The organism is Chryseobacterium gallinarum, assembly GCF_001021975.1.
GTDB classification, from domain to species: domain Bacteria; phylum Bacteroidota; class Bacteroidia; order Flavobacteriales; family Weeksellaceae; genus Chryseobacterium; species Chryseobacterium gallinarum.
Map to the genome: position 1 here is coordinate 2,262,910 of NZ_CP009928.1, position 24,549 is coordinate 2,287,458.

Annotated in this window: 21 protein-coding genes; 15 read left to right on the forward strand and 6 right to left on the reverse strand. The window is 36.1% G+C overall.

Features of this window, described 5'->3' with window-relative positions; all coding sequences use genetic code 11:
• Nucleotides 1-39: 39 nt before the first annotated feature.
• The 11 genes from OK18_RS10200 (at nucleotide 40) to OK18_RS10250 (ending at nucleotide 13,215) form a co-directional block, all read left to right on the forward strand.
• The gene (locus OK18_RS10200) at nucleotides 40-1,896 is read left to right on the forward strand and encodes a glycoside hydrolase family 35 protein (RefSeq protein WP_050020664.1); all 1,857 of its coding nucleotides are present in this window, start codon (nucleotides 40-42) and stop codon (nucleotides 1,894-1,896) included.
• Nucleotides 1,897-2,157: 261 nt separating this feature from the next.
• Entirely contained in the window at nucleotides 2,158-2,790 is a 633-nt protein-coding gene (locus OK18_RS10205; protein WP_053327927.1) for a response regulator transcription factor, read from the forward strand.
• Nucleotides 2,791-2,796: 6 nt separating this feature from the next.
• Nucleotides 2,797-3,582 carry a hypothetical protein gene (locus OK18_RS10210; protein WP_053327928.1) on the forward strand — a complete coding sequence of 262 codons (786 nt, stop codon included), beginning with the start codon at nucleotides 2,797-2,799 and terminating at the stop codon, nucleotides 3,580-3,582.
• 1 nt (nucleotide 3,583) lies between these two features.
• Nucleotides 3,584-4,216, forward strand: a complete 633-nt coding sequence (locus OK18_RS10215) for a hypothetical protein (protein WP_053327929.1) — start codon at nucleotides 3,584-3,586, stop codon at nucleotides 4,214-4,216.
• Nucleotides 4,217-4,369: 153 nt separating this feature from the next.
• Nucleotides 4,370-5,014 carry a sensor histidine kinase gene (locus OK18_RS10220; protein ID WP_228377719.1) on the forward strand — a complete coding sequence of 215 codons (645 nt, stop codon included), beginning with the start codon at nucleotides 4,370-4,372 and terminating at the stop codon, nucleotides 5,012-5,014.
• A gap of 228 nt (nucleotides 5,015-5,242) precedes the next feature.
• Nucleotides 5,243-5,560, forward strand: coding sequence for a hypothetical protein (locus tag OK18_RS10225; RefSeq protein WP_053327931.1), 318 nt, complete (start codon nucleotides 5,243-5,245; stop codon nucleotides 5,558-5,560).
• A 4-nt stretch (nucleotides 5,561-5,564) separates the two neighbouring features.
• On the forward strand, nucleotides 5,565-6,698 hold the full coding sequence (locus OK18_RS10230) for a hypothetical protein (RefSeq protein WP_053327932.1): 1,134 nt from the start codon (nucleotides 5,565-5,567) through the stop codon (nucleotides 6,696-6,698).
• Nucleotides 6,699-6,916: 218 nt separating this feature from the next.
• Nucleotides 6,917-8,209: a phosphopyruvate hydratase gene (gene eno, locus OK18_RS10235; RefSeq protein WP_053327933.1), complete on the forward strand. Its 1,293-nt coding sequence runs from the start codon at nucleotides 6,917-6,919 to the stop codon at nucleotides 8,207-8,209.
• Nucleotides 8,210-8,291: 82 nt separating this feature from the next.
• Nucleotides 8,292-9,578, forward strand: a complete 1,287-nt coding sequence (locus OK18_RS10240) for a citrate synthase (protein WP_050020623.1) — start codon at nucleotides 8,292-8,294, stop codon at nucleotides 9,576-9,578.
• A 323-nt stretch (nucleotides 9,579-9,901) separates the two neighbouring features.
• The gene (locus OK18_RS10245; RefSeq protein WP_053327934.1) at nucleotides 9,902-10,963 is read left to right on the forward strand and encodes a helix-turn-helix domain-containing protein; all 1,062 of its coding nucleotides are present in this window, start codon (nucleotides 9,902-9,904) and stop codon (nucleotides 10,961-10,963) included.
• An 80-nt stretch (nucleotides 10,964-11,043) separates the two neighbouring features.
• The gene (locus OK18_RS10250) at nucleotides 11,044-13,215 is read left to right on the forward strand and encodes a TonB-dependent receptor domain-containing protein (protein WP_053327935.1); all 2,172 of its coding nucleotides are present in this window, start codon (nucleotides 11,044-11,046) and stop codon (nucleotides 13,213-13,215) included.
• On the opposite strand, the gene OK18_RS21180 is transcribed toward OK18_RS10250, so the two are convergent.
• Nucleotides 13,172-13,363, reverse strand: a complete 192-nt coding sequence (locus tag OK18_RS21180; protein WP_156173260.1) for a hypothetical protein — start codon at nucleotides 13,361-13,363, stop codon at nucleotides 13,172-13,174. The two genes, OK18_RS10250 and OK18_RS21180, sit on opposite strands and share 44 nt — an antisense overlap.
• Nucleotides 13,364-13,701: 338 nt before the next feature.
• On the opposite strand from OK18_RS21180, the gene OK18_RS10255 reads away from it, so the two are divergent.
• The 4 genes from OK18_RS10255 to OK18_RS10265 all read left to right on the forward strand — a co-directional run bounded on the left by OK18_RS10255 (nucleotide 13,702) and on the right by OK18_RS10265 (nucleotide 17,815).
• On the forward strand, nucleotides 13,702-14,616 hold the full coding sequence (locus OK18_RS10255; RefSeq protein WP_053327936.1) for a dimethylarginine dimethylaminohydrolase family protein: 915 nt from the start codon (nucleotides 13,702-13,704) through the stop codon (nucleotides 14,614-14,616).
• A 180-nt stretch (nucleotides 14,617-14,796) separates the two neighbouring features.
• Nucleotides 14,797-14,928, forward strand: a complete 132-nt coding sequence (locus tag OK18_RS21850) for a hypothetical protein (protein WP_262486632.1) — start codon at nucleotides 14,797-14,799, stop codon at nucleotides 14,926-14,928.
• Nucleotides 14,929-14,976: 48 nt separating this feature from the next.
• On the forward strand, nucleotides 14,977-15,900 hold the full coding sequence (gene ctlX / locus OK18_RS10260; RefSeq protein WP_050020626.1) for a citrulline utilization hydrolase CtlX: 924 nt from the start codon (nucleotides 14,977-14,979) through the stop codon (nucleotides 15,898-15,900).
• 160 nt (nucleotides 15,901-16,060) lie between these two features.
• On the forward strand, nucleotides 16,061-17,815 hold the full coding sequence (locus OK18_RS10265; RefSeq protein ID WP_053327937.1) for a discoidin domain-containing protein: 1,755 nt from the start codon (nucleotides 16,061-16,063) through the stop codon (nucleotides 17,813-17,815).
• A 93-nt stretch (nucleotides 17,816-17,908) separates the two neighbouring features.
• On the opposite strand, the gene OK18_RS10270 is transcribed toward OK18_RS10265, so the two are convergent.
• The 5 genes from OK18_RS10270 to nadD form a co-directional block, all read right to left on the reverse strand.
• Complete coding sequence (locus OK18_RS10270; protein ID WP_053327938.1) at nucleotides 17,909-18,412, reverse strand: GNAT family N-acetyltransferase; 504 nt, start codon at nucleotides 18,410-18,412, stop codon at nucleotides 17,909-17,911.
• A gap of 307 nt (nucleotides 18,413-18,719) precedes the next feature.
• Nucleotides 18,720-20,972 (reverse strand): outer membrane beta-barrel family protein, encoded by a 2,253-nt coding sequence (locus tag OK18_RS10275; protein ID WP_053327939.1) that lies wholly within the window; start codon nucleotides 20,970-20,972, stop codon nucleotides 18,720-18,722.
• Between the two features lie 35 nt (nucleotides 20,973-21,007).
• Complete coding sequence (locus OK18_RS10280) at nucleotides 21,008-23,269, reverse strand: outer membrane beta-barrel family protein (protein WP_053327940.1); 2,262 nt, start codon at nucleotides 23,267-23,269, stop codon at nucleotides 21,008-21,010.
• Nucleotides 23,270-23,512: 243 nt separating this feature from the next.
• Nucleotides 23,513-23,854 (reverse strand): DUF3817 domain-containing protein, encoded by a 342-nt coding sequence (locus OK18_RS10285; RefSeq protein ID WP_050020632.1) that lies wholly within the window; start codon nucleotides 23,852-23,854, stop codon nucleotides 23,513-23,515.
• A gap of 76 nt (nucleotides 23,855-23,930) precedes the next feature.
• Complete coding sequence (nadD, locus tag OK18_RS10290; RefSeq protein WP_050020633.1) at nucleotides 23,931-24,515, reverse strand: nicotinate (nicotinamide) nucleotide adenylyltransferase; 585 nt, start codon at nucleotides 24,513-24,515, stop codon at nucleotides 23,931-23,933.
• Between the last annotated feature and the right edge of the window lie 34 nt (nucleotides 24,516-24,549).

The following is a 24,549-nucleotide window of genomic DNA, read 5'->3' on the forward strand; positions in this document are numbered from 1 at the left end:
TTTTTCATCTTTAATTTTACAAAAATCATGCCTTATCATATGAGAATTTTCAGCAGATATTTTTACATAATTCTTTTTATTTCCTCAATAAATCTCATGTTTTGCCAAAAAGGAAAGTTTGGGATTGAAGATGGTCATTTCATGTTAAATGGAAAACCTTTCAGCATCTATTCGGGAGAAATGCATTACCCCCGGGTTCCGTCACAATATTGGAAGCACCGTTTACAAATGATGAAAGCAATGGGGCTGAATACTGTTACCACATATGTATTCTGGAATTACCATGAAGAAGAACCCGGCAAATGGAATTTTTCAGGAGAGAAAGATCTACAGAGATTTATTAAAACAGCACAGGAAGCAGGCTTATTTGTGATAATACGCCCGGGGCCATATGTTTGCGCGGAATGGGAGTTTGGAGGATATCCCTGGTGGCTGCAAAAGAACAAAGGATTGGAAATAAGAAGAGATAATCAAGCATTTCTGGAAGAATGTGAGAACTATATCAGGCAGCTTGCAAAACAGATCGTTCCATTACAGATTGATCATGGAGGTCCTGTCATCATGGTTCAGGCCGAAAATGAATTTGGGTCTTATGTTGCCCAAAGAAAAGATATCTCCCTGGAAGAACACCGTAAATACAGCCATAAGATCAAGGAAATGCTTTTGAAAAGCGGAATTTCGGTACCATTATTTACTTCAGACGGGAGTTCACTGTTTAAAGGAGGCTCCATTGAGGGAGCTCTGCCAACTGCCAACGGAGAAGGTGATATTGATGTTTTAAAGAAAAGTATTAATGAATACACCGGAGGAAAGGGCCCCTACATGGTTGCTGAATATTACCCGGGATGGCTGGATCATTGGGCGGAGCCTTTTGTAAAAGTGAGTACAGAAGAAGTGGTAAAGCAAACAGAGCTCTATTTAAAAAATGGTGTTTCTTTCAATTATTATATGGTTCATGGAGGAACTAATTTCGGTTTTACCAGTGGGGCCAATTATGATAAAGACCATGATATTCAGCCGGATCTTACCAGCTATGATTATGATGCCCCGATCAGTGAGCCGGGATGGGCTACTCCAAAATATAAAGCTTTACGGGAGATCTTTCAGAAAATAAATCATGAAAAGCTTCCGGATATTCCCCTGCCTGCAAAAGTAATTACAATTCCGGAAATCAGGTTTACAAAAATAAATAACCTATTTGATTTAATTGCTCAAAAGAAACCCATTGTGAGTAATGTGCCTCTTACCTTTGAGGATCTGAATATTGGAAATGGATATGTATTGTACAGGAGAAAGTTTGATAAAAATCAAAACGGAGTTCTTGATTTGTCGGGGCTGAGAGATTATGCCAATATTTATATTAACGGAATCTGGAAAGGAGAAGTAAACCGGGTCTTCAAAAAATATAATCTTAATATTGACATCAAGGTAGGTGACCAGCTGGACATTTTGGTTGAAAACATGGGCAGAATCAATTACGGAGCCAATATCATTCATAATCTAAAAGGGATTATAAGTCCTGTGAAAATTAACGGTGTTGAGATTTCCGGAAATTGGGAAATGTTCCCGTTACCTTTTGATAAGTTTCCCAGCTACAATTACCAATTTAAAAATATTGCAGACCATTCACCGGTTATTCAGGAAGCAGAATTTAATCTTTACGAAACAGGAGATACATTTCTCGATATGAGAAAACTGGGAAAAGGAATTGTTTTTATTAATGGCAGGAATATAGGCAGATATTGGAGTAAGGTTGGTCCCCAGCAGACCTTATATATCCCGGGTGTCTGGCTAAAGAAAGGTAAGAACACCATTCAGGTTTTTGAGCAGATTTTTGAGGGAACCCGTTCCATTAACAGTATTGATCATCCTATTCTGGATCAGCTTGTGAAATAACAAGCAACATTTATTAATTAACGTCAGTTCAGGAGAGAAATTCTGATTTAATCAGGTTTGAAACAAGAAGGTTTTTATACTTAATTTCCTTAACCAGATCTCAGATTAATTATTTAAAATGAAATTGAATTTATAGTGAATAAATAACTAAATTTAATCAAAAATTAAAAATATAACCGCGAACTCAATCATTAAGATTACACAAAGGGGTAATTGTTTCCGATCTGTTTTCTGTTGAAATTTGCTTCAAACAAAAAAGACATGAGCATTTCTATAGTCATAGTGGAAGATGAGAAAAACTACAACAATGCGTTGAAGAAGATCATCAATTATCAGCATGATATGAAAGTAATTGCTCAGTTTTTTGATGGCAATGAAGCATTGAAAAATCTTCCCGGTCTTGCTCCCGATGTTGTAATGATGGATATCCAGCTGCAGGATATGCTGGGAATTGAAATTATCGGAAAGCTTAAAAAAGAAATGCCGGGAACCCAATTCATCATGTGTACCAGTTTTGAAGATGATGAGAAAATATTCAGTTCTTTAAAAGCCGGTGCTATGGGATATCTTGTGAAAGGAGAAAGTATGGACAAAATCCTATCTTCGATCCGGGATGTATATAACGGAGGTGCTCCGATGAGTTTTTCCATCGCCAGAAGAGTCCTGAGCCATTTTGAAAGAAAGCTTCCCGAAATTAAAAATTTTGGTGCACTTACTGCACGCGAAAAAGAGATCCTCGAACTTCTTTCCGAAGGGCTGCTATACAAAGAAATTGCCGATAAAAAATGTATCAGTATGGATACGGTGAAAAAACATGTAGGCAATATCTATAGAAAACTGCACGTCAGCAATAAAGTAGAAGCAGTTAATAAATTTAACCATTTTAAAAACTAAGAAATCATGGAGAACTTAAATGAAACCAACCAGACAGCTATTATTGAAACGATGTTGTACAACGGACCAATCGGAAATAAATTTGAACAACTGGTTGAAGGAGTAGAATTTACACCAATCAGTCGTATTATAGCAGAAAGTTTTATTGATAACGCAAAAAGAGGAACCTTATCTTTTTTGAAAGCTCAAAACGTGAATTTTAATCTCGGAGGCATTTATGAGATAAAATACTCGCTGCTGAAGGACATTTGTGAGGTTATGGAAGAAATTCAGGCCACTTATTTAACATTTACTTTTGTACAGATAGATCCCCGGGATCAGAGATTGCAGTGTAAACCATATTCTGAAAACAAAATGATGTATATGATTGCCTCTTTACAAACGCAGTCTAAAGAAACTATTGAAGAAAATAATTACCTGATCATTAATGTAAAACAGGATCTTTCGCTCGGGGATTTGAAAATTTCAGATGAAGACCTAAACGGTTTTAGGGAATCTTATCTTAAGAATGGTCACCTGCTTTTGACGGATTACCTAAAGAATAACAATACGCTTTATATAAGCTATCATATTGTTGATCTGCTGGATACTTTATCAAAGGATGTTTGTGAACAATTTATAATCAACCTTTGTGAGATCAGTGATGTGAAGAAAGTGATTTTTGAAAATAATCTCGGAGACAGACTTCTGCAGGACCAGTATAAAAAATTCTTTGAAAGCCGCGAAAAACAAATGACACTGGTTTTTGGTACAGACAAAGGGTATTACGATATGGGCTCATTATATCCATAGCATGCTGATTCAGATCCTGTATATTGCAGTACTCTTTGCAGCTACTGTAAAGTCTGTAGTTTTAGCTGGAAAAAAGGGCCTTTCCAGCCAAAACTTTCTGGCAGCTTTTTTAATAATTTCGCTGGGACTGGAGTTGTATGGGCATTATAAAATTTATATCAAAGAATTTGATTTTGCTTTTCTGTTCAACTACTACAGTATCTTTATGATTGTATTTTTTTACAGCTATTACAGTAAAATATTTCCGGGTAAATTAAAAACAGCCTCTTTGTGTATTGTTATTGCTATCCTTGTTTATATTTTGTTGTTCGTAAAATTTTATGAGGAAAATTATCAGAACGAGCTCGGCATCCTGGTTTGCCTTTACTTTATCATGAACACTCTGGTCTGGTTTTATTTCAGGCTTAAAAATTTTGATGAAATTAAAATAACACATGACCCTCATTTTTGGGTGTCATGTGGGCTGCTTTTTTGGAGCATCTTTTTTATTTTCCGGTCCATTCCGATGTTTTTTCTTAAAGATAACGATCCCGCTTTCCTGGAGGTTTTAAAGAATATGCAATATGGAGTGAATATTGTCATGTATGGAATGTTCTATATTGCCTTGACCCAATTTGACAAATCAACAAAATAGGAGATTACCATGAAACAGCTGCCGGATACAATCAGATTGACATACATTATTGCAGCGATTTTGTTAATTGCATTTGTGGTATTCATTGTTTTGATGGTAATTTTATATAATAAGAGACAGATTTTTTTCATACAGCAGCAAAGACTTAGAGATATGGAACATCAAAACGAGCTGCTGCAGAAAGAACTTGAAAAACAAAAATCAATAGAAAAAGAAAGGGAACGGATTTCCCATGATATGCATGACGATCTGGGAGCAGGCATCTCAGCAATAAAACTGCAGGCAGAATTTTTAAGACAGAGGGTCCGCAATGAGGAATTTCAGGCTGATATTGATGAGTTGCTGAAAACTTCTGAAGAAATGAACATTTCTATGAGGGAAATGCTCTGGAGTCTTAATTCAGGAAATGATACTCTGGGAGGTTTTATAGATTATGCCATCCTTTATACCGGTAGCTTTTTAAAAAAAACAACAATTCTGCTGCATTCAGAGTGTGAAGGTATTGCTGTCGAAACCCCTATCTCTACAGAATTGAGACGTAACCTTTTTCTGTGTTTAAAAGAAGCCGTCAATAATGTTTATAAGCATAGTGGTGCAGATTGTCTCAACCTTTCTTTTTTCCAGGAAAAAAATAATTTCATTATGAAAATAGCAGATAATGGAATCGGAATCTCGGAGAGCCGGCAGGAAGGTAACGGACTCAGGAATATGAGGCGAAGAATGACAGAACAAAAAGGTGAGTTCAGGTATTTGTCCGGAAGCCCCGGGACCTGCTTATTTTTTAAAATAACCGTGTAACTGATGGCCGGAAGAATGATACAGACTTTTATAATTACCCTTTTGTGTAATTGACAGGTGTATTTTTTTTGTGGAACTTTGAAGTGCAAAACCAAAACAATTAGCCATGGAACTTTATTCCAACTGTGATATATTACAGGGAGGAAAGCAATGACTCCCGGATATAGAGGAGTATTGTCATAAATCAGGTAGTCCCATTATCTATAAACAATATTTAAAACCGGAATCATGAAAAAATTAACATTAAACCTTACCGTATATGGCGGAATTTCTGTTTTAGGAATTATTTTTAAACTTTTTAAAAAAGGAATCGCCGATCCGGTAGTTGAGGAAACAAAAAGCGGATCTTTCTCTTATGATTTTGAATTAGAACCCGATACAGAATATGACCTTTACATCATTGGCTCAAATCCTATTTCTGAAAATAAGAGGACATTCATAAAACTTGATCACGATCACTTTACTTTTGATCCGACATCTGATAAAAATCCTGTCACTAAAACAGGAAAAGCATATCTGGTAACCTATTCATTTAATACGAATTAATATCATGAAAACACTGTTTTATAAACTTCTTATCTTAGTTTCTCTCCACAACCTGATTATGACGTCAGCCCAGGAAACCCAATTGAATACGCGGGCCATAAGCTCAGATGAAGTGTATAAGAGTATGCAGGAAATGAAATCAGGCAACTGGAAGGATGTAATGACTGATTTTATGCAGGCAGCAGTTAAAGATCTTACGGGTGATAAAAAATCCTTTCAGTATAAAGCGAGTATTTTTTCCATAAAATCAAAGGCGGACAGTACATTATTAACTGACTATAATTATACAAAAGAAACATTCAGCAGAAACTTTCAGGTAGCCATTGGACTGAATCTCGATAATGATTATAAATTCACAGGCTTTGAATACGGATTTGACTGGGCAATTATTAATAAAAGAGACCTGAGTGTTGCAAAGCCGGCCCAAAACCTGCAAAAAATGTTTCAGGATTCTAACCTGCTTCTTATTGAAAAATTACAACTTTACAAAGAAAAAATAAATGATAGCAAGGAGTTCCTAAGAGTAAAAAAAATAATTGATGATGCTCTGGATAAAGGAGAATACATTCCCCGTGAGAATTTACCGGAAGAATTTTTAAGTTTATTGCCGGATAGCTATAACGATACCTCTGTAAGATTTGAAAAGGAATTTAATGAAGAAATTGAAAAAATTAAAATGCGCCCGCTACTTACATTGGGATTTCGGAGTAACTTCCGGAAAGATGCTAAGTTTTTAGATGAGTTTAATGCAGATCTGGTCTACTTGCAAGGATTGAAATCAAAAAACAACAGTAAGCTGGAAATTGATTTTAGAAACCGGTTCAGCGCCAAAGATAGTATGACAACCTCCATAATTAAAAGAAAAGAATTTTCTTCTCAATTGGGTTTGAATATTTCCGTCCTTAAAAAAGGAAATAAATCTTTGATAGAGTTCAAACCTAATTTTGAATTTAAGAGGGTTATTTCAGGATTAATGGATGAAGAAAAAAATAATCAGTTTCTGGCCAACGCAGATCTGAGGCTGAGAGTTTTAAAAAATCTTTGGATTCCTCTGGTATTAAAGTATGATATTGAAAATAATAACCTTTTCGGGTTTTTGAATGTTAGTTTCAATTTTGAAGCAATAAAAAATGATTAGAATTCAACAAAAAACTCCTGGTATTAAATCTCCGGGAGTTTTTTGGATATCAGGTTCCAGAACCCAATATTCCGTATAATAGCCTTGAATAAATTGACAGATTTATCATAATATAAAGTAACTGTAATTTAACTTTGAATTGTTTCAAAAAGATACTTCCAAAATACCCTTAAAAGTTAAATTTTGATTAAATTTGTCTAAACTAAAAAAAATAAAAAATGAGTGCAATTTCTTACATAGAAGCAAGACAGATTTTAGATTCCAGGGGTAATCCTACCATTGAAGTAGATGTATTTACAGAAAACGGAGCAATGGGCCGTGCTGCTGTACCATCAGGGGCATCTACAGGAGAACATGAAGCCGTGGAATTACGTGACGGAGGTTCAGACTACCAGGGGAAAGGAGTCCTGAAAGCTGTTGAAAATGTAAAAGAAATAATTGCAGAAAATTTAGTTGGCCAGCCTGTTTTTGAACAAAACTATATCGATCAGATTATGATTGATCTTGACGGATCGGCAAACAAAGGAAATCTTGGTGCTAATGCAATTTTAGGAGTTTCCCTGGCGGTGGCTAAAGCAGCGGCGGCAGAATTAGGAATGCCTTTATACAAATATGTAGGTGGTGTGAATGCCAATACACTTCCTGTTCCGATGATGAATGTAATCAATGGAGGATCTCACTCTGATGCTCCTATTGCGTTCCAGGAATTTATGATTATGCCGGTAAAAGCAGATTCTTTCTCTCACGCTTTGAGAAAAGGAACTGAAATTTTCCACAATCTTAAATCAATCCTTAAATCAAGAGGACTTTCTACAGCAGTAGGAGATGAAGGTGGTTTCGCTCCGACGTTCAATGGAACTGAAGATGCCCTGGATACCTTATTGCAGGCTATTGAAAAAGCAGGTTATAAGCCTGGTGACGATATTATGTTGGCATTAGACTGTGCTTCTTCAGAATTCTATAAGGACGGTACGTATGATTACAGAAAATTTGAAGGAGATAAAGGAGCTCACAGAACAAGAGAAGAGCAGGTTTCTTACCTTGCTGAGCTTACCCAGAAATACCCGATCATCTCCATCGAAGACGGAATGCAGGAAAATGACTGGGAAGGTTGGAAAATGCTAACAGATAAAATCGGGGACAGAGTACAATTGGTAGGGGATGACCTGTTCGTAACCAATGTGGAAAGACTATCCAGAGGAGTGAAAGAAGGTATTGCCAATTCAATCCTTGTAAAAGTAAACCAGATCGGTTCCCTTTCTGAAACTATGGCCGCTGTACAAATGGCTCAGAATAACAAATTCACTTCAGTAATGTCTCACAGATCAGGGGAAACTGAAGATGCTACCATCGCAGATTTGGCAGTAGCAATGAACTGTGGGCAGATCAAAACAGGTTCTGCTTCAAGATCAGACAGAATGGCAAAATACAACCAGCTATTGAGAATTGAAGAAGCCTTAGGTGAAACTGCAATTTTCCCAGGATTAGAAGCATTTAAAATCAAAAGATAATCGAATTTATAAATAACGGCAAGCGATAATTTTTGTTTGCCGTATTTTATGGAAAGTAGTATATTTAAAAAAAAATAAATAAATGTCAGACAACAAAGTAATATTGAATTACGACGGTAATTCATATGAATATCCAATCGTGGATAGTACTATCGGAGACAGAGGGATTGATATTTCAAAATTAAGAGACCAGACAGGTTTAATCACTCTGGATTTAGGTTACAAAAATACAGGAGCTACCATTAGCGACATCACTTACTTAGACGGAGATAAAGGAGAATTATTCTACAGAGGTTATCCAATCGAACAGATTGCTGAAAAATCAAACTTCACAGAAGTAATGTATCTTTTATTACATGGAGAATTACCTACTCAGGATCAGTACACGTCTTTCGAAAACAATATCAAAAAATATAACTTTATTGCAGACGAGATGAAAAAAATCATCGATGTTTTCCCTCGTTCTGCTCACCCTATGGGAGTTTTATCTTCTTTAACTTCTGCATTGACTGCCTTCAACCCGAAAGCCGTTAACGTAAACTCTAAAGAGGAAATGGATCATGCTGCTGAGCTAATGATCGCTAAGTTCTCTCACCTTTGTGCCTGGACTTACAGAAAAACTCAAGGTTTACCATTAAACCACGGAGACAACAACCTAAACTACGTAGAAAACTTCTACAAAATGGCATTCAGATTGCCAAATGCCGATTTCGAAATCGATCCGGTAGTTGTAGATGCATTGGATAAATTATTAATCCTTCACGCTGACCACGAACAAAACTGTTCTACTTCTACAGTAAGAATGGTAGGTTCTGCTCATACCGGTCTTTTCGCTTCTATCTCTGCAGGGGTGTCTGCACTTTGGGGACCTCTTCACGGTGGAGCTAACCAGGCGGTAATCGAAATGCTTGAGCTTATCGAAAAAGATGGTGGTGACGTAGCTAAATATGTAGCTAAAGCTAAAGATAAAAACGATAGCTTCCGTCTAATGGGATTCGGACACAGAGTATACAAAAACTTCGACCCGAGAGCAAAAATCATCAAGAAAGCTGCTGACGATATCCTTAAAGCTTTAGGAATCCAGGATAAAGCTCTTGATATTGCAATGCAGTTGGAAAGAGTAGCCCTTGAAGATGAGTACTTCGTAGAAAGAAAACTATACCCGAACGTAGATTTCTATTCAGGAATTATCTACAGAGCGCTAGGAATTCCTACAGAAATGTTTACCGTAATGTTCGCATTAGGAAGATTACCAGGATGGATCTCTCAATGGAAAGAAATGAGATTAAAAGGAGACCCGATCGGAAGACCAAGACAGGTTTACCAGGGTGCTCAGCAAAGAAACTACATCGATATTGCAAGCAGATAATATTTGCTTTTACCATATCAGAATCCCAAAGCTTGCTTTGGGATTTTTTGTTGCTTTAATACTCCAATGGAACGTTCATTTTAAAATATTTATTCAATAGGCTTTAGCCCCAAGCGTACAACGGGAATAAAATTTTCAGTAAATAAAAGGTATCTTGTTGAAATTGAATTCAATAAAATTACTAAATTTACTCTTGCAGAATATAAGGTTTTGGCTGAAGCCCGACAGATGATCTTTATTGATTAACGGACTAAAGTTCGTTTCTATTTAAATTGTCAATTATAGGAATTAGTAAAGGTTGTTTAATAAATAGCTGGTTCATTATGACTTTCGGACAACAGATGTTATTTTTTTTCAGTGCAGTGGGAGCTTTCAATGGGCTTTTGCTGGGGATTTATCTGCTGTTTATCAAAAAACTAAGGTACCTGCCGGATTTTTTTCTGGGGCTTCTTCTGTTAATGTTGAGTATCAAGGTCGGAATCTCGGTTTGCTTTTATTTTTATCCTGACTGGCCGGGGATCATCGGACATCTGGGATTATCAGCATTGTTTTTTACAGGACCGGCTCTGTTTTATTACATTAAAGCTTCTTTTCAGCAGGAAGAATTTGATTTGAAAAACTGTCGGAAAATATTCGGAATATTAACGCTTGTATTAGGGGCTGTAGGATTATTGTATTTGTTTTTCCCCATTATCTGGAACCATTATTATGGAACCTTTATCTATACAGTCTGGTCAATATTTATAGTCTTGGCGGTGTATCAGTTTTATGTTTTTTCAAAACAGAATACTAAAAGCTCACATCCGTTTGTTTTCCCTGTTGTATTCAGCAATGTAATTATTTTTCTAACTTATCAGTTAATTTCTACAGGCTGGGTACAGATTTATTGTGCAGGCGGAAGCCTGGTGTTTACATTCGTATTATATGCTAATTTCCTCATTTTATTTGATAATAAATATCAGCGGATATCAGCTAAAGAGCCCAATAAATATTCCAATAAAAAAATTCCGGGGGAAAAGGCCGGTAATTTTGCTTCAAAACTGGAACAATTGATGGATTCAGAAGAATTGTATAAAAATCCTAATCTTAAGCTAAGTGATCTTGCTGCCAGAATGAATATACCGGCACATCAGCTTTCCCAATTGCTGAATGATAACCTGGGAAAAAGTTTTTCCACTTATATCAATGAATACAGAATCAGTGAAGCCTGTGAAAAAATAGAAAATGGTTCTTATCTGAAAATTGAAGAAATAGGATATGAGGTAGGATTTAATTCCAAATCAACTTTCTTTTCAACATTTAAAAAAATTAAAAATACAACCCCGCTTTTGTATAAACAAACACAAACCCCTTCTGAGCCGAGACTTCAGGGTTCAAATTTATAATTCCGTACTGCGGAATTTAGAATTCAAAACCTTATTTTTTCATCAAGCCGTTACTTTTGATTTCATAAAATATAAAATTTATGATGTTCAAATTATGGCTGTTCCTGCTGCTTTTATTTCTTTCTCTTTTTGGCAAAGCGCAGGAGATTGCAAAAGGAAAAATATCAGATTCCCTGAAAGAAGAATCTTCAACAACAAGTATCTCAGAAGTCGTTCTTCGGGCCGCTCCCCGGAATCTGAAACTGAATGACGGAAATATCGTAATGTCTGTTGCCGGTAACAAGAATTTTAAAACTTCTACCAATCTTCTCGAAGTTTTGAGGAAAACACCTGGCGTAACTATAGATCAGGAGGAAGGAATCTTCATCGGCGGCAGGATAGCACCGGCAATTTTTATTGATGGAAAAGCAGTGGTAATGAGTAGCCAGGAACTGCAGGGCTATTTGCGGTCACTGTCTCCGGAAATGGTAGAATCTGTAGAAATCAATACTAACCCGTCTTCCCGTTATGATGCAGAATTTAAAGGAATCATTGATATAAAACTGAAAAAAAATATGAACCTTGGCTGGAAGGGTAACTATAATGGAAATATGTATATCAATAAGTTCACTTACAGGGAAAATTCCTTAAACCTGTCATATAATACTGAGAAAGTCGCTTATCATTTTCTGACAGGCTATAACAACGGAATTTATACTTACCGTTATAATGCTTTGCAGAATCTTGCCAATACCAATATCATGAGGACCCGTATGTATCAGATTGATGATGGAGCTGTATACAATATTCAGGCAGGCATGGATTTCAGACTGAATGAAAAAAACAGGTTAGGAATTAATATAAGAAGAAATCTGCGGGAAAGTCACCGGACACGGTCAGGAACCTTATACATTACTGGGAAAAACGAGTCTGAGGTGGTTCTTAATAGCGAGAACGATAATCCTACAGATTATTCACAGGGAAATTATGGTATAACAGCGGATTATACTTTTCAGAACAAGGATTTTAAGCTTAACTTTCTGGGAAATTATCTTGCTGTAAAAAATAAACAGCAGGATGACTTTATTAACAGGGATAAGCCCACATCTGACCTCTTATCATACTGGAAGTCCGATCTTTTGAATAAAATTAATATCCAGACTGTTCAGGCAGATGCTTCCTACAAGGCCGGAAATGCTGATTTTGAAGCAGGAGTTAAATACAGCCATTCTGATACGAACAACAATATCAGATACGATACATTATCTACCGGCAATCAGTTTGTATTTGATCCTACAAGGAGTAATATATTCAGATACAAGGAAAAAATACTGGCAGGATACATTGCCTACAAGCAAAAATTTGGTCAGCTACAGATTAATGCCGGACTAAGATTTGAAAACACGCAAAGTATTTCCAACGCAGTGACCGTTGACTCCGTTGTTTCAAGAAATTACCTCGAATGGCTGCCTTCTTTCAGTGCCAGTTACTCATTCAATTCATCCCATGAACTGTCTTTTTCCTATAGCAGAAAAATAACAAGACCTGTTTTTTCACAGCTGAATCCGTTCAGGTTCTATTTCAGCCCATTGAATTATTGGATCGGAAATCCCTACCTGCAGCCATCCTTCACCAGCCAGATTAAAGCGACCTACCGGCATAAAAACTGGGTTATAAGTTTCACGATTGGAAAAGAAAAAGATGTAATGACCCGTTATCCGCTGTATAATCCAGTGACCAATGTACTGGAATATTTGGGGACCAATCTCCCTTACCGGAACTTTGCTATCATGGAGACGAGCTTTCCTGTGAAGATTGCAAAATGGTGGAATATTACAGGACAGGTTACGGGATATTATAACTATGAATTCAGGCCGTATCTGGATGAAGTTTTTGCTTTAGATACTTATAACTATGAAATCAGAATCAATCAGGTTTTTTCGCTTCCCAAGGGGTATACCATTAATTTATTTGGGAATTACGAATCAAAATCAGGAAACAGTCTTTATCGTATTAAGCCACGTTATTCAATTGACTTGTCAGTACATAAATCCTGGTTTAATAATACGTTACATACAAAAATTGGTTATAATAATATTTTCGACTCCTATGATCAACGGCTGGAATTCAGGCATAAACAAATTATGGACAATCAGTTTACACATTGGTGGGATAGCAGCCGCGTATTTTTTTCGCTGAGCTATAATTTCGGAGATTCAAAATATCAGACTAAAGAAATCCAGAAGACGGACGAAGAAAATAGGACAAGATAAAGAAAACCTGCTTTTTAGGCAGGTTCTTCTTTTTATGGACATGCACAGTTACCACATGTCCAGATGCTGCAGCTGCCATCATCATTCCATTCACAGCAGTACCTTGGTTTGGTGATACCTGCTCCTCCAATAATAGATTTCTGTTCATCTCTTCCTAACTTTTGTGCATTTTTAGCACTGATTTACTCTTGTTCATGATTTTGTTGTTTGATGTTAATAGTAAAGTTTTAATGGGTATAATTCCGCGAAAATTATATCACTAAAGTATGAAATTAAATTGTAAAAATATCTGTTTTATTATGTTTATGTAGATGAAATATAGTAGGTTGTAGATGTTTTTGTATACTGTTTACTACAGTTTGTTTAATAGAAGGAGATTTTTGCTGAAGAATGTGTTTTGGAGCGGCTAAAATTCATACATAAAATAATCCAAAAGTTTTATAGGTAGAGACCTTTACTTATATTTGTAGTATTGCATAAATCTTTATGAGACTAAACATTAAAAACGAAACAGGAAGGCTAAAGTCAGTAGTTTTGGGCCAGCCTAATTCTTTGGGGCCGGTTCCCACGCTGGAGGAAAGTTATGACGCCAAGTCATATTACTCAATCGAGCACAACATTTATCCTAAAGAAGAGGATATTATCAATGAAATGAACGCTTTTGAAGCGGTTTTAAAAAAGTATGACGTGGAAGTACTGCGTCCAAGCATTATAGAGGACTATAATCAGGTTTTTTCAAGAGATGTAGCCTTTGTAATTGATGATAAAATGATCATTTCCAATGTGATTGCAGACAGGGCTGATGAGCAGGAAGCCTATAAAAACGTCTTCGAAAAAGTAGCCTGGAGGAAAATAATCAACCTTCCGGAAACTGCGCATATTGAAGGAGGGGATGTGATTGTATGGAATGATTTCCTTTTTATCGGAACCTGCTTTAGTGAAGATTACAGAAACTATAAAACGGCAAGAACCAATGAGTATGCTATCGAAATATTAAAAGAATATTTTCCGAAGAAAAGAATCATTGACCTGGAGCTGAAAAAGAATGATAAAGTTCCGCTTGAGGGCATTCTTCATTTAGACTGTACTTTTAATCCCGTAGGAGAAGACAAGTGTATTATTTATAAAAATGGATTTGTAGACGAAAGCGACTACCGTCTGATTATCGATATTTTCGGAGAAGAAAACTGCTTCCATATTAATGATGAAGAGATGTTTGAGATGTTCCCGAATATTTTTTCCATTTCGCCAGAAGTCGTTGTGTCTGACAAAACATTCACGAGAATGAATAATCATCTGAGAAACGAATGGGGAATGACCGTAGAAGAAATTCCTTACCGGGAAATCTCTAAAATGGGCGGTTTGTTGAGATGCTCCACAATGCCGCTTGTGAGAGAGTAATGGTGTGGGAGAGTTTAAGGGGTGAGAGTCGGAGTGTTGACGTGTATTAGAAACAGCTCAACTGATTTACGAACTTTCAAAATCCTTTCCGAAAGAAGAACTTACTCTCTTACAGACCAGATTCAGAGGGAAAGGCATGAGAACCAGATATGGCTTCAGTTTGCTTTTATCTGTAATTATATGAATGAAGAGCAATATGAAAATTTGCACAAAGAATATAACCAAATAATAGGAATGTTAGTTAATATGATGAGTCAGTCAGAAAAATGGTGTTCATTTTCTCCAGGCAATAAAGAAGAGAAAAATCCATAAACGATAGCAAAAACTCTCATACTCTAACATCCTCAAAATTATTAAATAATGCAAACAACAGATACCGTATTAATGATAGAACCGATAGCATTCGGTTACAATGCAGAAACTGCAAAAAATAATTACTTTCAGGTTGAACAGACAGGTTCCGATATCCAGTCGAAAGCCTTGGCAGAGTTCAATACCTTTGTTGGGAAACTGAGAGAAAAAGGCATCAATGTTATCACGATAAAAGATACATTGGATCCACATACGCCGGATTCGATTTTCCCGAATAACTGGGTGAGCTTCCATAAGGATGGGAAAGTGGTTTTATACCCGATGTTCGCGTCGAACAGAAGAGTAGAAAGAAGAGAAGATATTATTGAAAGTATCGAGAAGCAAGGATTTGAAGTTGCTGAAATTGACGACTGGTCATTTTCTGAAACTCAGGGACATTTCCTGGAAGGAACGGGAAGTATGATTTTCGATCACGATAATAAAATTGCTTACGGCTCCGTTTCTTTGAGACTGGATGAAAAACTGTTCAGAGAATTCTGTACAAAATACGGGTTTACTCCTGTTGTTTTCCATTCTTTTCAGACGGTAGGAACAGAAAGGCTTCCAATCTACCACACCAATGTAATGATGTGTGTAGCAGACAGGTTTGTGGTAATCTGCCTTGATTGTATCGATGATGAGCTGGAAAGGGAAAAGGTAGTAGAAACTATCAAAGGTTCCGGAAAAGAAATCATCGAAATTTCAGAAGAACAAATGCAGCAGTTTGCAGGAAACATGCTTCAGGTTCAAAATAAAGAAGGTAAAAAGTTTTTGGTGATGAGCCAGACCGCTTATCAGTCATTGACTCCGGAACAGGTAGCCGCTATTGAAAAATACTGCGAAATTATTTACTCAGACCTGAATACCATTGAAGTAAATGGTGGAGGAAGCGCAAGATGTATGCTTGCCGAGGTCTTTCTTCCAAAAAAATAATTGAAATATTCTTAAGTAAACTATATCTTCTGATTCTGGAAACAGGGTCGGAAGTTTTTTTTAAAAGAATGGACTATCAAGGCCACATTTCATGGCTTCAGATATAAAGTAAGAAACCCGAAAAGTTGTTAACTTTGCCCTGAATGTAAAAAATCTAAAAATGAGACAATACTTTTTATTATTAGCAATTTTCCTTGGAATGGTTGTAGGAGCTCAGCAAAAAACCTTCTGTAATCCTATCAACATAGATTATGGATATACTCCTTTTGAAGCCTTTTCAAAACAAGGAAAGCACCGTGCCACGGCAGATCCGGTGATTGTTAATTTTAAGAATAAATTGTTTCTTTTTTCTACCAATCAGGAAGGATACTGGTATAGTGATGATATGCTGGACTGGAAGTTTGTTAAAAGGAAATTTCTCAGGGATAACAAATACATTCACGACCTTAACGCTCCGGCAGTGTGGGCAATGAAAGACACCCTGTATGTATATGGCTCTACCTGGGAACAGGATTTTCCGATCTGGAAAAGTACCAACCCTACTAAAGATGACTGGAAAATTGCCGTGGATACTTTAAAAGTCGGTGCATGGGATCCGGCATTCCATTATGATGAAGATAAAAATAAGCTGTATTTGTATTGGGGTTCCAGTAATGAATGGCCTTTATTGGGAACAGAAGTTAAGGTTAAAAATCTTCAGTCCGAAGGTTTCGTAAAGCCGATCATTAAGCTGAAATCGGAAGACCATGGCTGGGAAAGATTCGGGGAATACAATGATAATGTTTTCCTTCAGCCTTTTGTAGAAGGAGCGTGGATGACAAAGCATAACGGGAAATATTATATGCAGTACGGAGCACCGGCCACAGAATTCAGCGGATATTCAGACGGAGTATATGTAAGTAAAAATCCACTGGAAGGTTTCGAATACCAGCAGCACAATCCATTTTCATATAAGCCGGGAGGTTTTGCAAGGGGAGCAGGGCATGGTGCTACCTTTGAAGATAATTACAAAAACTGGTGGCATGTTTCAACTATTTTTATTTCCACCAAAAATAATTTTGAAAGAAGGCTGGGAATCTGGCCCGCAGGTTTTGATAAAGATGATGTGATGTACTGTAATACGGCCTATGGTGATTATCCTACTTATCTTCCGCAATATGCACGGGGAAAGGATTTTACCAAAGGACTTTTTGCCGGATGGATGTTGCTGAACTATAACAAGCCTGTCCAGGTTTCCTCTACCCTAGGAAGTTATCAGCCCAATTTTGCGGTAGATGAAGATATTAAAACGTATTGGAGCGCCAAAACAGGAAATGCAGGAGAATGGTTTCAGACAGATCTCGGTGAAATTTCTACCATCAACGCAATACAAATCAATTATGCAGATCAGGATGCAGAATTTATGGGTAAAACCTTAGGAAAAATGCATCAGTATAAAATCTACGGATCCAATGACGGAAAGAAATGGAGTGTCATTGTTGATAAAAGCAAAAATACTAAAGATGTTCCCCACGATTATGTTGAATTAGAGAAGCCGGCAACGGCAAGATTCCTTAAAATGGAAAATCTGAAAATGCCTACCGGGAAATTTGCTCTGAGTGGTTTCCGGGTATTTGGAAAAGGGGCAGGTGAGAAGCCTGAAAAAGTAAAAGGGTTTGTTCCTCTGAGAGCAGATCCTAAGAAATATGGTGAAAGAAGAAGCATCTGGATGAAATGGCAACAGAATCCTGAAGCAGACGGCTATGTAATTTATTGGGGTAAATCTCCTGATAAAATGTACGGAAGCATTATGGTCTATGGTAAAAATGAATATTTCTTTACCGGTGCAGACAGGACGGATGCCTATTATTTTCAGATTGAAGCCTTCAGTAGCAATGGTATTTCAGACAGAACGGAAATTGTAAAATCTGAATAAATAAAAAAATAATTAAAGACAAGTTTTGAATTATCAAAGCTTGTCTTTAATTTGAACTAATTCTAAGGAATTACATTGAAAGTTAAATTACTATTAAACCTTCAATTGGAAAAGATTGATGCTGATATTCTGGTAATGTGCGGGTAGCCCTTGAGTATTAGCAGGTGTTTTAACGCCCAGGTAAGTGAATCCGCAGTTGACATAATAATTAACCAGCTTAGGGTTTAAACCAACAGTATCCATTCTTACATATTGCTTATTATTTTGCTCTGCAAATGATTTTGCCCATATAGCAATTTGCTCAACAAATTTTTGTCCTCTGAAGCTTGGATGAGTTGCAATCCTGTGAATGTAAAGGGATGGATCCGAATTTTGTTCTTCCCAAATTTGAGGATCTTCAAAAGCTATACTCCATATACAGGCTATTTTACCTTCTATCGTGAATTTGTATAAGCGGTTTTCCTTTATTTCGGTTTCTATCATATTATAACCGAATTCCGGCCATTGAATATTTGATTTTACTTTTTTAAAATCAGATGCTTGTTTGTACAGGCTGAAAATTTCATCAATATCCTGTAAGGTGTTGGTTGTGATCATTGGTATTTTTTAATTATTTATATCAAAAATAATTAAATATTCACTTAATAGTGAAAATAATTATATGATATAAATATTAAATTATATGGGCACAATTATTCATAATAATGTAATATACTGCAATAATATATTATCATAATGCCTTATTTATCATGTATTTGTATGTTTAAATAAGCTATGTGAGAATAAAATTATAAACACATTACCAATAAAAATGTTAATCATTACTATTCATAAAAATTAAAAAATCCGATGAAGATCACCGGATTATACAAAATAATTTGATTGATATGAAGAAAGATAACTTTTATCTTGTTCTGCTTTTAATAGAATCGGAAGCTCCTTCAATGTCTCTTACTTTTTTCACTTTCTGATTTCCAAAATTATAGGTAAGGCTTACGGTTAAACTTCTTGGATATTGATTTTGATGAATATAGTTGTAGTTCCCGTTCGATTGATAATCTTCAATTTTAACAATATTGGTTCTTAAAATATCGTTTACATTCACTGCAAAGGTCCATTCATTCCATGTTTTTTTGATGCTGAGGTCCAGGCTCATCAGGCTTTTCAATGTACCCAGCTCAATCTGTTGCTTGTCTACAAAGAAATAATTGATCCCCAGGAACCATGTTTTCTTTTTATCCAGCCGGATGGTGTTATTAGTCTGGATAATAAGACTGGTAGAATTGTTTTTATTGGTATACACGATTAACTCTCCCTGTTTATTTTTGAATCTGTCTCCTGTAGTAGGATCGGTGTCAAGGCTTCCATCATTAATGTTGTGCTGAACCCCAATATTGAAATTTGTAGTCCAGTATTGTTTGAAGAAAGATTTCTGAATGCCTAACATTGCAGACATTTCCTGTTTATCCCCAAAATTTGTTCTGATATACCTTAATACCGGATTTTCTCCTACGCTTCCATCGGGAGCTACAGGATAGCCTTGCAATGGTACCTGGGTAATAGCATCCTTAAAATAAGAATGATTTAAAATCAGGAAATATGAATTTTTATACATATAGGTAAGTTCCTGGTTATAGGTAGAAGAGGCCTTTACAAAAGGGTTATTCTGTGTATAATTATAATCTGTCAGAATATTTTTTACCGGATTGATTTCCCAGAAGCTTGGTCTTCTCATTCTGCTTGAAAACGAGTATGAGATGTTATTTTTATCATTGATGGCATAATTAAAACTTAGATACGGAAGAAGATTATTATAATTTCTTTCAATTCTTCTGAGATCCGCTGTAGGCGCATTGTCGGATGTGCCTAAACTGTTGGTGATTTCATATCTTGCCCCGATTTTTCCAGAGAATTTATCGGAAAACTTTTTTTCAGCTGTTACATAAAAGCCATAAATGTTTTCATCATAAATAAAATGATTCGGTTTTGAATCCGGATCTTTTGCCGGATCAAAAAAATAAGTAATGTTTTTAGAATCGTTGTCTGTTTTGGTTTTGTTATAATTTCCTCCTACTGAAATGGTGAGATCATTTTTGAATTTCTGGATGTAATCTACCATTCCCGAAAAGTTGTTAATGATCTGGGGCAAATCCTGAAATACCTGCGTCGTCATGTTTCCCAGCCCTCTGTTGATATTGGAGGCGTAAGTCCTGTTATCAGTAAACTGAAATCTCTTATAGTTCAGGTAGGCTGCATTTACATTTATTTTACTGCCCAGGGAATCTGTTTTTAATTCATAATTTAAATTGACAGAATTATTGTAAGATCTTGCATCCTCCTTATTTTTCGACCAGGTATATATTGTGTTCTCCCCGCTTTTGACAGTATTGAACAAGCTTACCGTAGAATTATAACTTTTGTTGGCCCACGTGTTCCAGGAGAGGGCAATATTGCTCTTATCAGTAAGTTGATAATCAATATTCAGATAGCCCCCGATATTCTTGTTCGGATCATCAATATCTCCGGTAGATTCATTTGAGGTAGTGGCGGTACCGTTTCTTAAAGTATAGGTCTGGGCTTGTATATTTTCGCCCCCGTTGAGGTTGGCACTGATTCCCAGTTTATCCTTTCTGTAATTGGCAGAAAAGCTGGCCTGGCTTCCGTTGTATTTACTTTGTGTATTGGAGAATCTCATATTCCCGTTCAGCCCGTCACTCATTTTTTTCTTTAAAACAATATTGATGATTCCATCAGATGATTCTACCTGATATTCACTTCCCGGAACGGTGATTACCTCAATTTTCTGAATGTTTTCCGCAGGTGTATTTTTTAGAAACTGAACCAATGATTCGGCATCCATATTCGTTTTTCTTCCGTTGATATAGATTAAAGCATTGTTTTTTCCTGCAATTTTCAATGTCTTATCATCAGTTGAGGACAACAGTGGAGTTTGCTTCAGAAGATCAAAGGTTGTGTTTCCTTTAGCAACAGGGGATGCGGCAACATCATATACAAAACGGTCGCTTTGTTTTTTAAAGACCTGTTTCGTCAGGGTGATACCTTCTATACTTTTTGTTTTTGCCGTATCGGATTTCTTTTCCTGGGCAAAAGCACAGGTTCCGGAGAGAATAACTATGGCAAAGAGAATACGTTTCATGTTTTTGTTTTTAGAGTGGTGAATAAATGATATAATTAGGTTCTTGATTTTACAGCATCATTAGCAGACTTCATTTCCCGTGCTTTTTTCAGTTTCTGATTTCCGAAATTGTAGGTAACTCCTATATTCAGCAACCTTGGATAATAGAAGTTCGTTATATTATTATAGCTTCCGTTGGGTTGTACTCCCTGAACCCGGTAATAACTTTGATTAAATAAGTCGTTTACTTCCGCTACAATAGTCCAGTCGCCTATAATTTTTTTAAGGCTGATATCAAAACTTTGCCGTACTCCTATTGTACCGGCTTCCATTGCAGTTTTACTGGCAAAGAAATAATTAACCCCTAGAAACCAGTCTTTTTTGGAAGAAAGCCGGATCACATTATTAATGGTAGCAGACATATTATAGTTTTTAACATCAATAATGTAAGGCTCGATAATTTCGGTTTCTCCAGGAACCGGTATAGACGTAGGGTCTTCCAGTACTGCACCCTTGAAAGCAATATAACCCAGGTTGACAGAGTAATTGGTGGTCCAGATATCTTTGAACCAGGATTTGTTCATCCCAAGAGTTAAACCAAGTTCTCTGCTCTTTCCATAATTGGTTCTTATATATCTCAGAAACTTTGTTGTTGACATAATCTGATTGCCACTGCCATCATATATGATATTGCCGTCAGCATCTTTTTTAGGAGCAGTTACCGTTCCCTGTAACGGAATCAGATCCGTAGCCATGGCATCCTCTACCATCGTGAAGCTGAGGTTGGCATAGAATGCATTATTATACATATAATTGAGCTCCTGATTGTAATACTTGGCAGCCAGAATGAATGGATTGTTCTGAGTATAATTAGTAGGAGTGAAGTAAGTTCTTGAAGGATTTAACTCCCAGAATCTGGGTCTTCTGATCCTGCTGGAAAAAGTATAGCTGAGATTATGATTGGCATTGATGGCATAATTCAAATTCAGGGAAGGCAATAGATTATTATAATTTCTTTCAAACCCGGTTTTTTCTACAATATCTCCGGTGCTTCGGGTCATTTCGTAACGTGCTCCTATTTTTCCGGTAAGCTTCTCTGTTAGTTTTCTTTCATAATTAAGATAAATACCTAAGATGTTTTCCTTATAAATAAAGTGGTTGGTTTGATTGGGATCAATGATAAAATCTCCGTTAATAAGCTTATCCTGCTGGGTGTCATTATCCGTTTCGGTGTGGTTGTAGCTTACTCCGGTCAGCCAAGTTGCCCCATTAGCCGTCTTTTTCATATAATCTATATTGCCGGCGTAGTTATTGATGATCTGTGGTACCGATTGATGTAGTGCAGAATATTTATTATTGGGATCACTATTCAAAGGAAAACTTTCATTAAGGCTTACTTTATCCCTGTTATACCAGAAATAAGAGACATTGGAAGTAAGCTTACTGCCTATAGAATCTGTTTTGAGTTCATAGTTTAAATTAAAAGAATGATATCGTGTCTGAGCATCTTCGTTATTCACAGTCCTGTTGGCTAATACTCCATTTTGCCAGTTGGTAATGTCCAGCACTGAGTTGAAACTCTTGTTATACCGCATGTTGTAAGAAAATCCTAAGCTCTGCTTCCTGTTAATTTCATAATCAATATTAAAGCCTCCTGTGAAGTTTTTATTAGGATCATCATTATACCCGTAAGACTCATTTCTGAAGGTTGGATCTCCATTGGATAACGTGTATTTCTGACGGTCTGTCCAGCTTCCCATTCTGAAATTAGAATTCCCGGACCATTTGCCCTGCCTGAAGTTGAAAGAACCTCCAGCTGATGGATTATTATAATAAGCCTGCTCATTCTGCATTTTCATTGTCCCATTGTACCCGTTATTCCTGTTCTTTTTCATGACTATATTAATAACCCCTTCTTTAGACTCCACCTGGAATTCACTTCCCGGAACAGTAATCACTTCAATTTTTTGTATATCCTCTGACGGGGTAGACTTCAGCATTTCAATTAATGCTTCAGAATCCATATTGGTTTTTTTATTATTGATATAAATGACAGCGTCAGACTTTCCTAGAATTTTTAATGTTTTCCCATCTATACTGGAAATCATAGGAGTCTGTTTCAAAAGATTGAATGTATTAGTGCCTTTAGCGATAGGTGAGGAAGCCACATCATAAACCAACCGGTCCCCTTCTTTTTTGAAAACCTGTTTTCTGATAGTAACAGCTTCGATCGTGTTCACTTTCAAACTGTCTTTCTTTTGCTGGGCTGCAGCAAATCCACTGAAAAATAAAGCGGCAATAAGAAGTTGAGTTTTCATGATTATTATTTTTTAATTTTTAATAGCTTGTATGGATAGTTATTTAACATAGCAAAGATATATAATAAATTTAGTATTATGCAATACAAAGTACTTAAAAATGATTATTTAAAATTTTAACTATTTGATTTTCAGTATGTAAAATTTTAACTAAAAAAATAAGTAGCTTAACTTTCTACATAATAAGACACCTGTAACAATAATTTTGTTACATAAAAATTGACGTTTTTTTAAAAAAAGAAATTATTCTCTGTCGAATCGGGCTAATTTTTTATCAACCCAAACAGTGGCAAAAGGGAAAAATGCAGCCAGTAAAGCGAATACAAAATCTTCATCATCCCAATTAAAGATTTTTCTTACAGGAAGGCAAAATAATAAATAGAGCGTAAAAAATAAACCGTGGATATTACCAACGATTATAATAAAAATAGTAGGCAGAATACCTTCATCATCATATCTCTTCCAGATCATGGCAATTCCGTAAAGAAGAAAACAGGTAATTGCTTCAGCAAGGCAAATTTGCTTAAACCATTTAATGATTTTTTCCTGGGGATACTTTGAGAAAAATTTATTAATGAAGTCCATTCTATATTGATAAGTTGAATAGTAGAAGTGAAGAGTCTTTCTCTAACTTCCGGCTTCTGATTTCTTATTGCCAAAATTACTTATAAAAACTGCTTCCATCCAAATATTCAAAAACTTCAGGAGGAAGCATGGGCCTTACATTTTTTCCATCCCTGATCATATTGCGGATTTCCGTAGCAGAAAGCTCTATGACAGGGGCTTTTATCAGAGATATATTTTCATGCTGCAAATATTCAGAGTCCTTTTTCTCACCTACAAAAACCCTGGGATACACTATAATATGATGATTTTTGATCAGGATGTCAGAATTTTTCCATTTATGCAGGCTTTCCAGATTATCTTCTCCCATAATAAGGCTGAAAGAATATTCGGGATATTTTTCATGAAGATAAGTGAGAGTATCAATTGTATAACTAGGTTTTGGGAGTGAAAATTCTACATTGGAAGCCCTCATATTAGGATAGTTTTTTACAGCAAGCTGTACCATGTCTAATCTGTTGTGGTCTTTTAATAAAGACTTTTTATCTTTAAAAGGATTTTGAGGGCTTACCACAAACCACAATTCATCCATATCAGAATTTTCCAATATATAATTGGCTAAAATAAGATGTCCGATATGAATAGGATTGAATGATCCGAAAAATAAACCTATTTTTTTCATTGTTTAAGGAGTAGATGGCAGGCAGCGGAAAGCA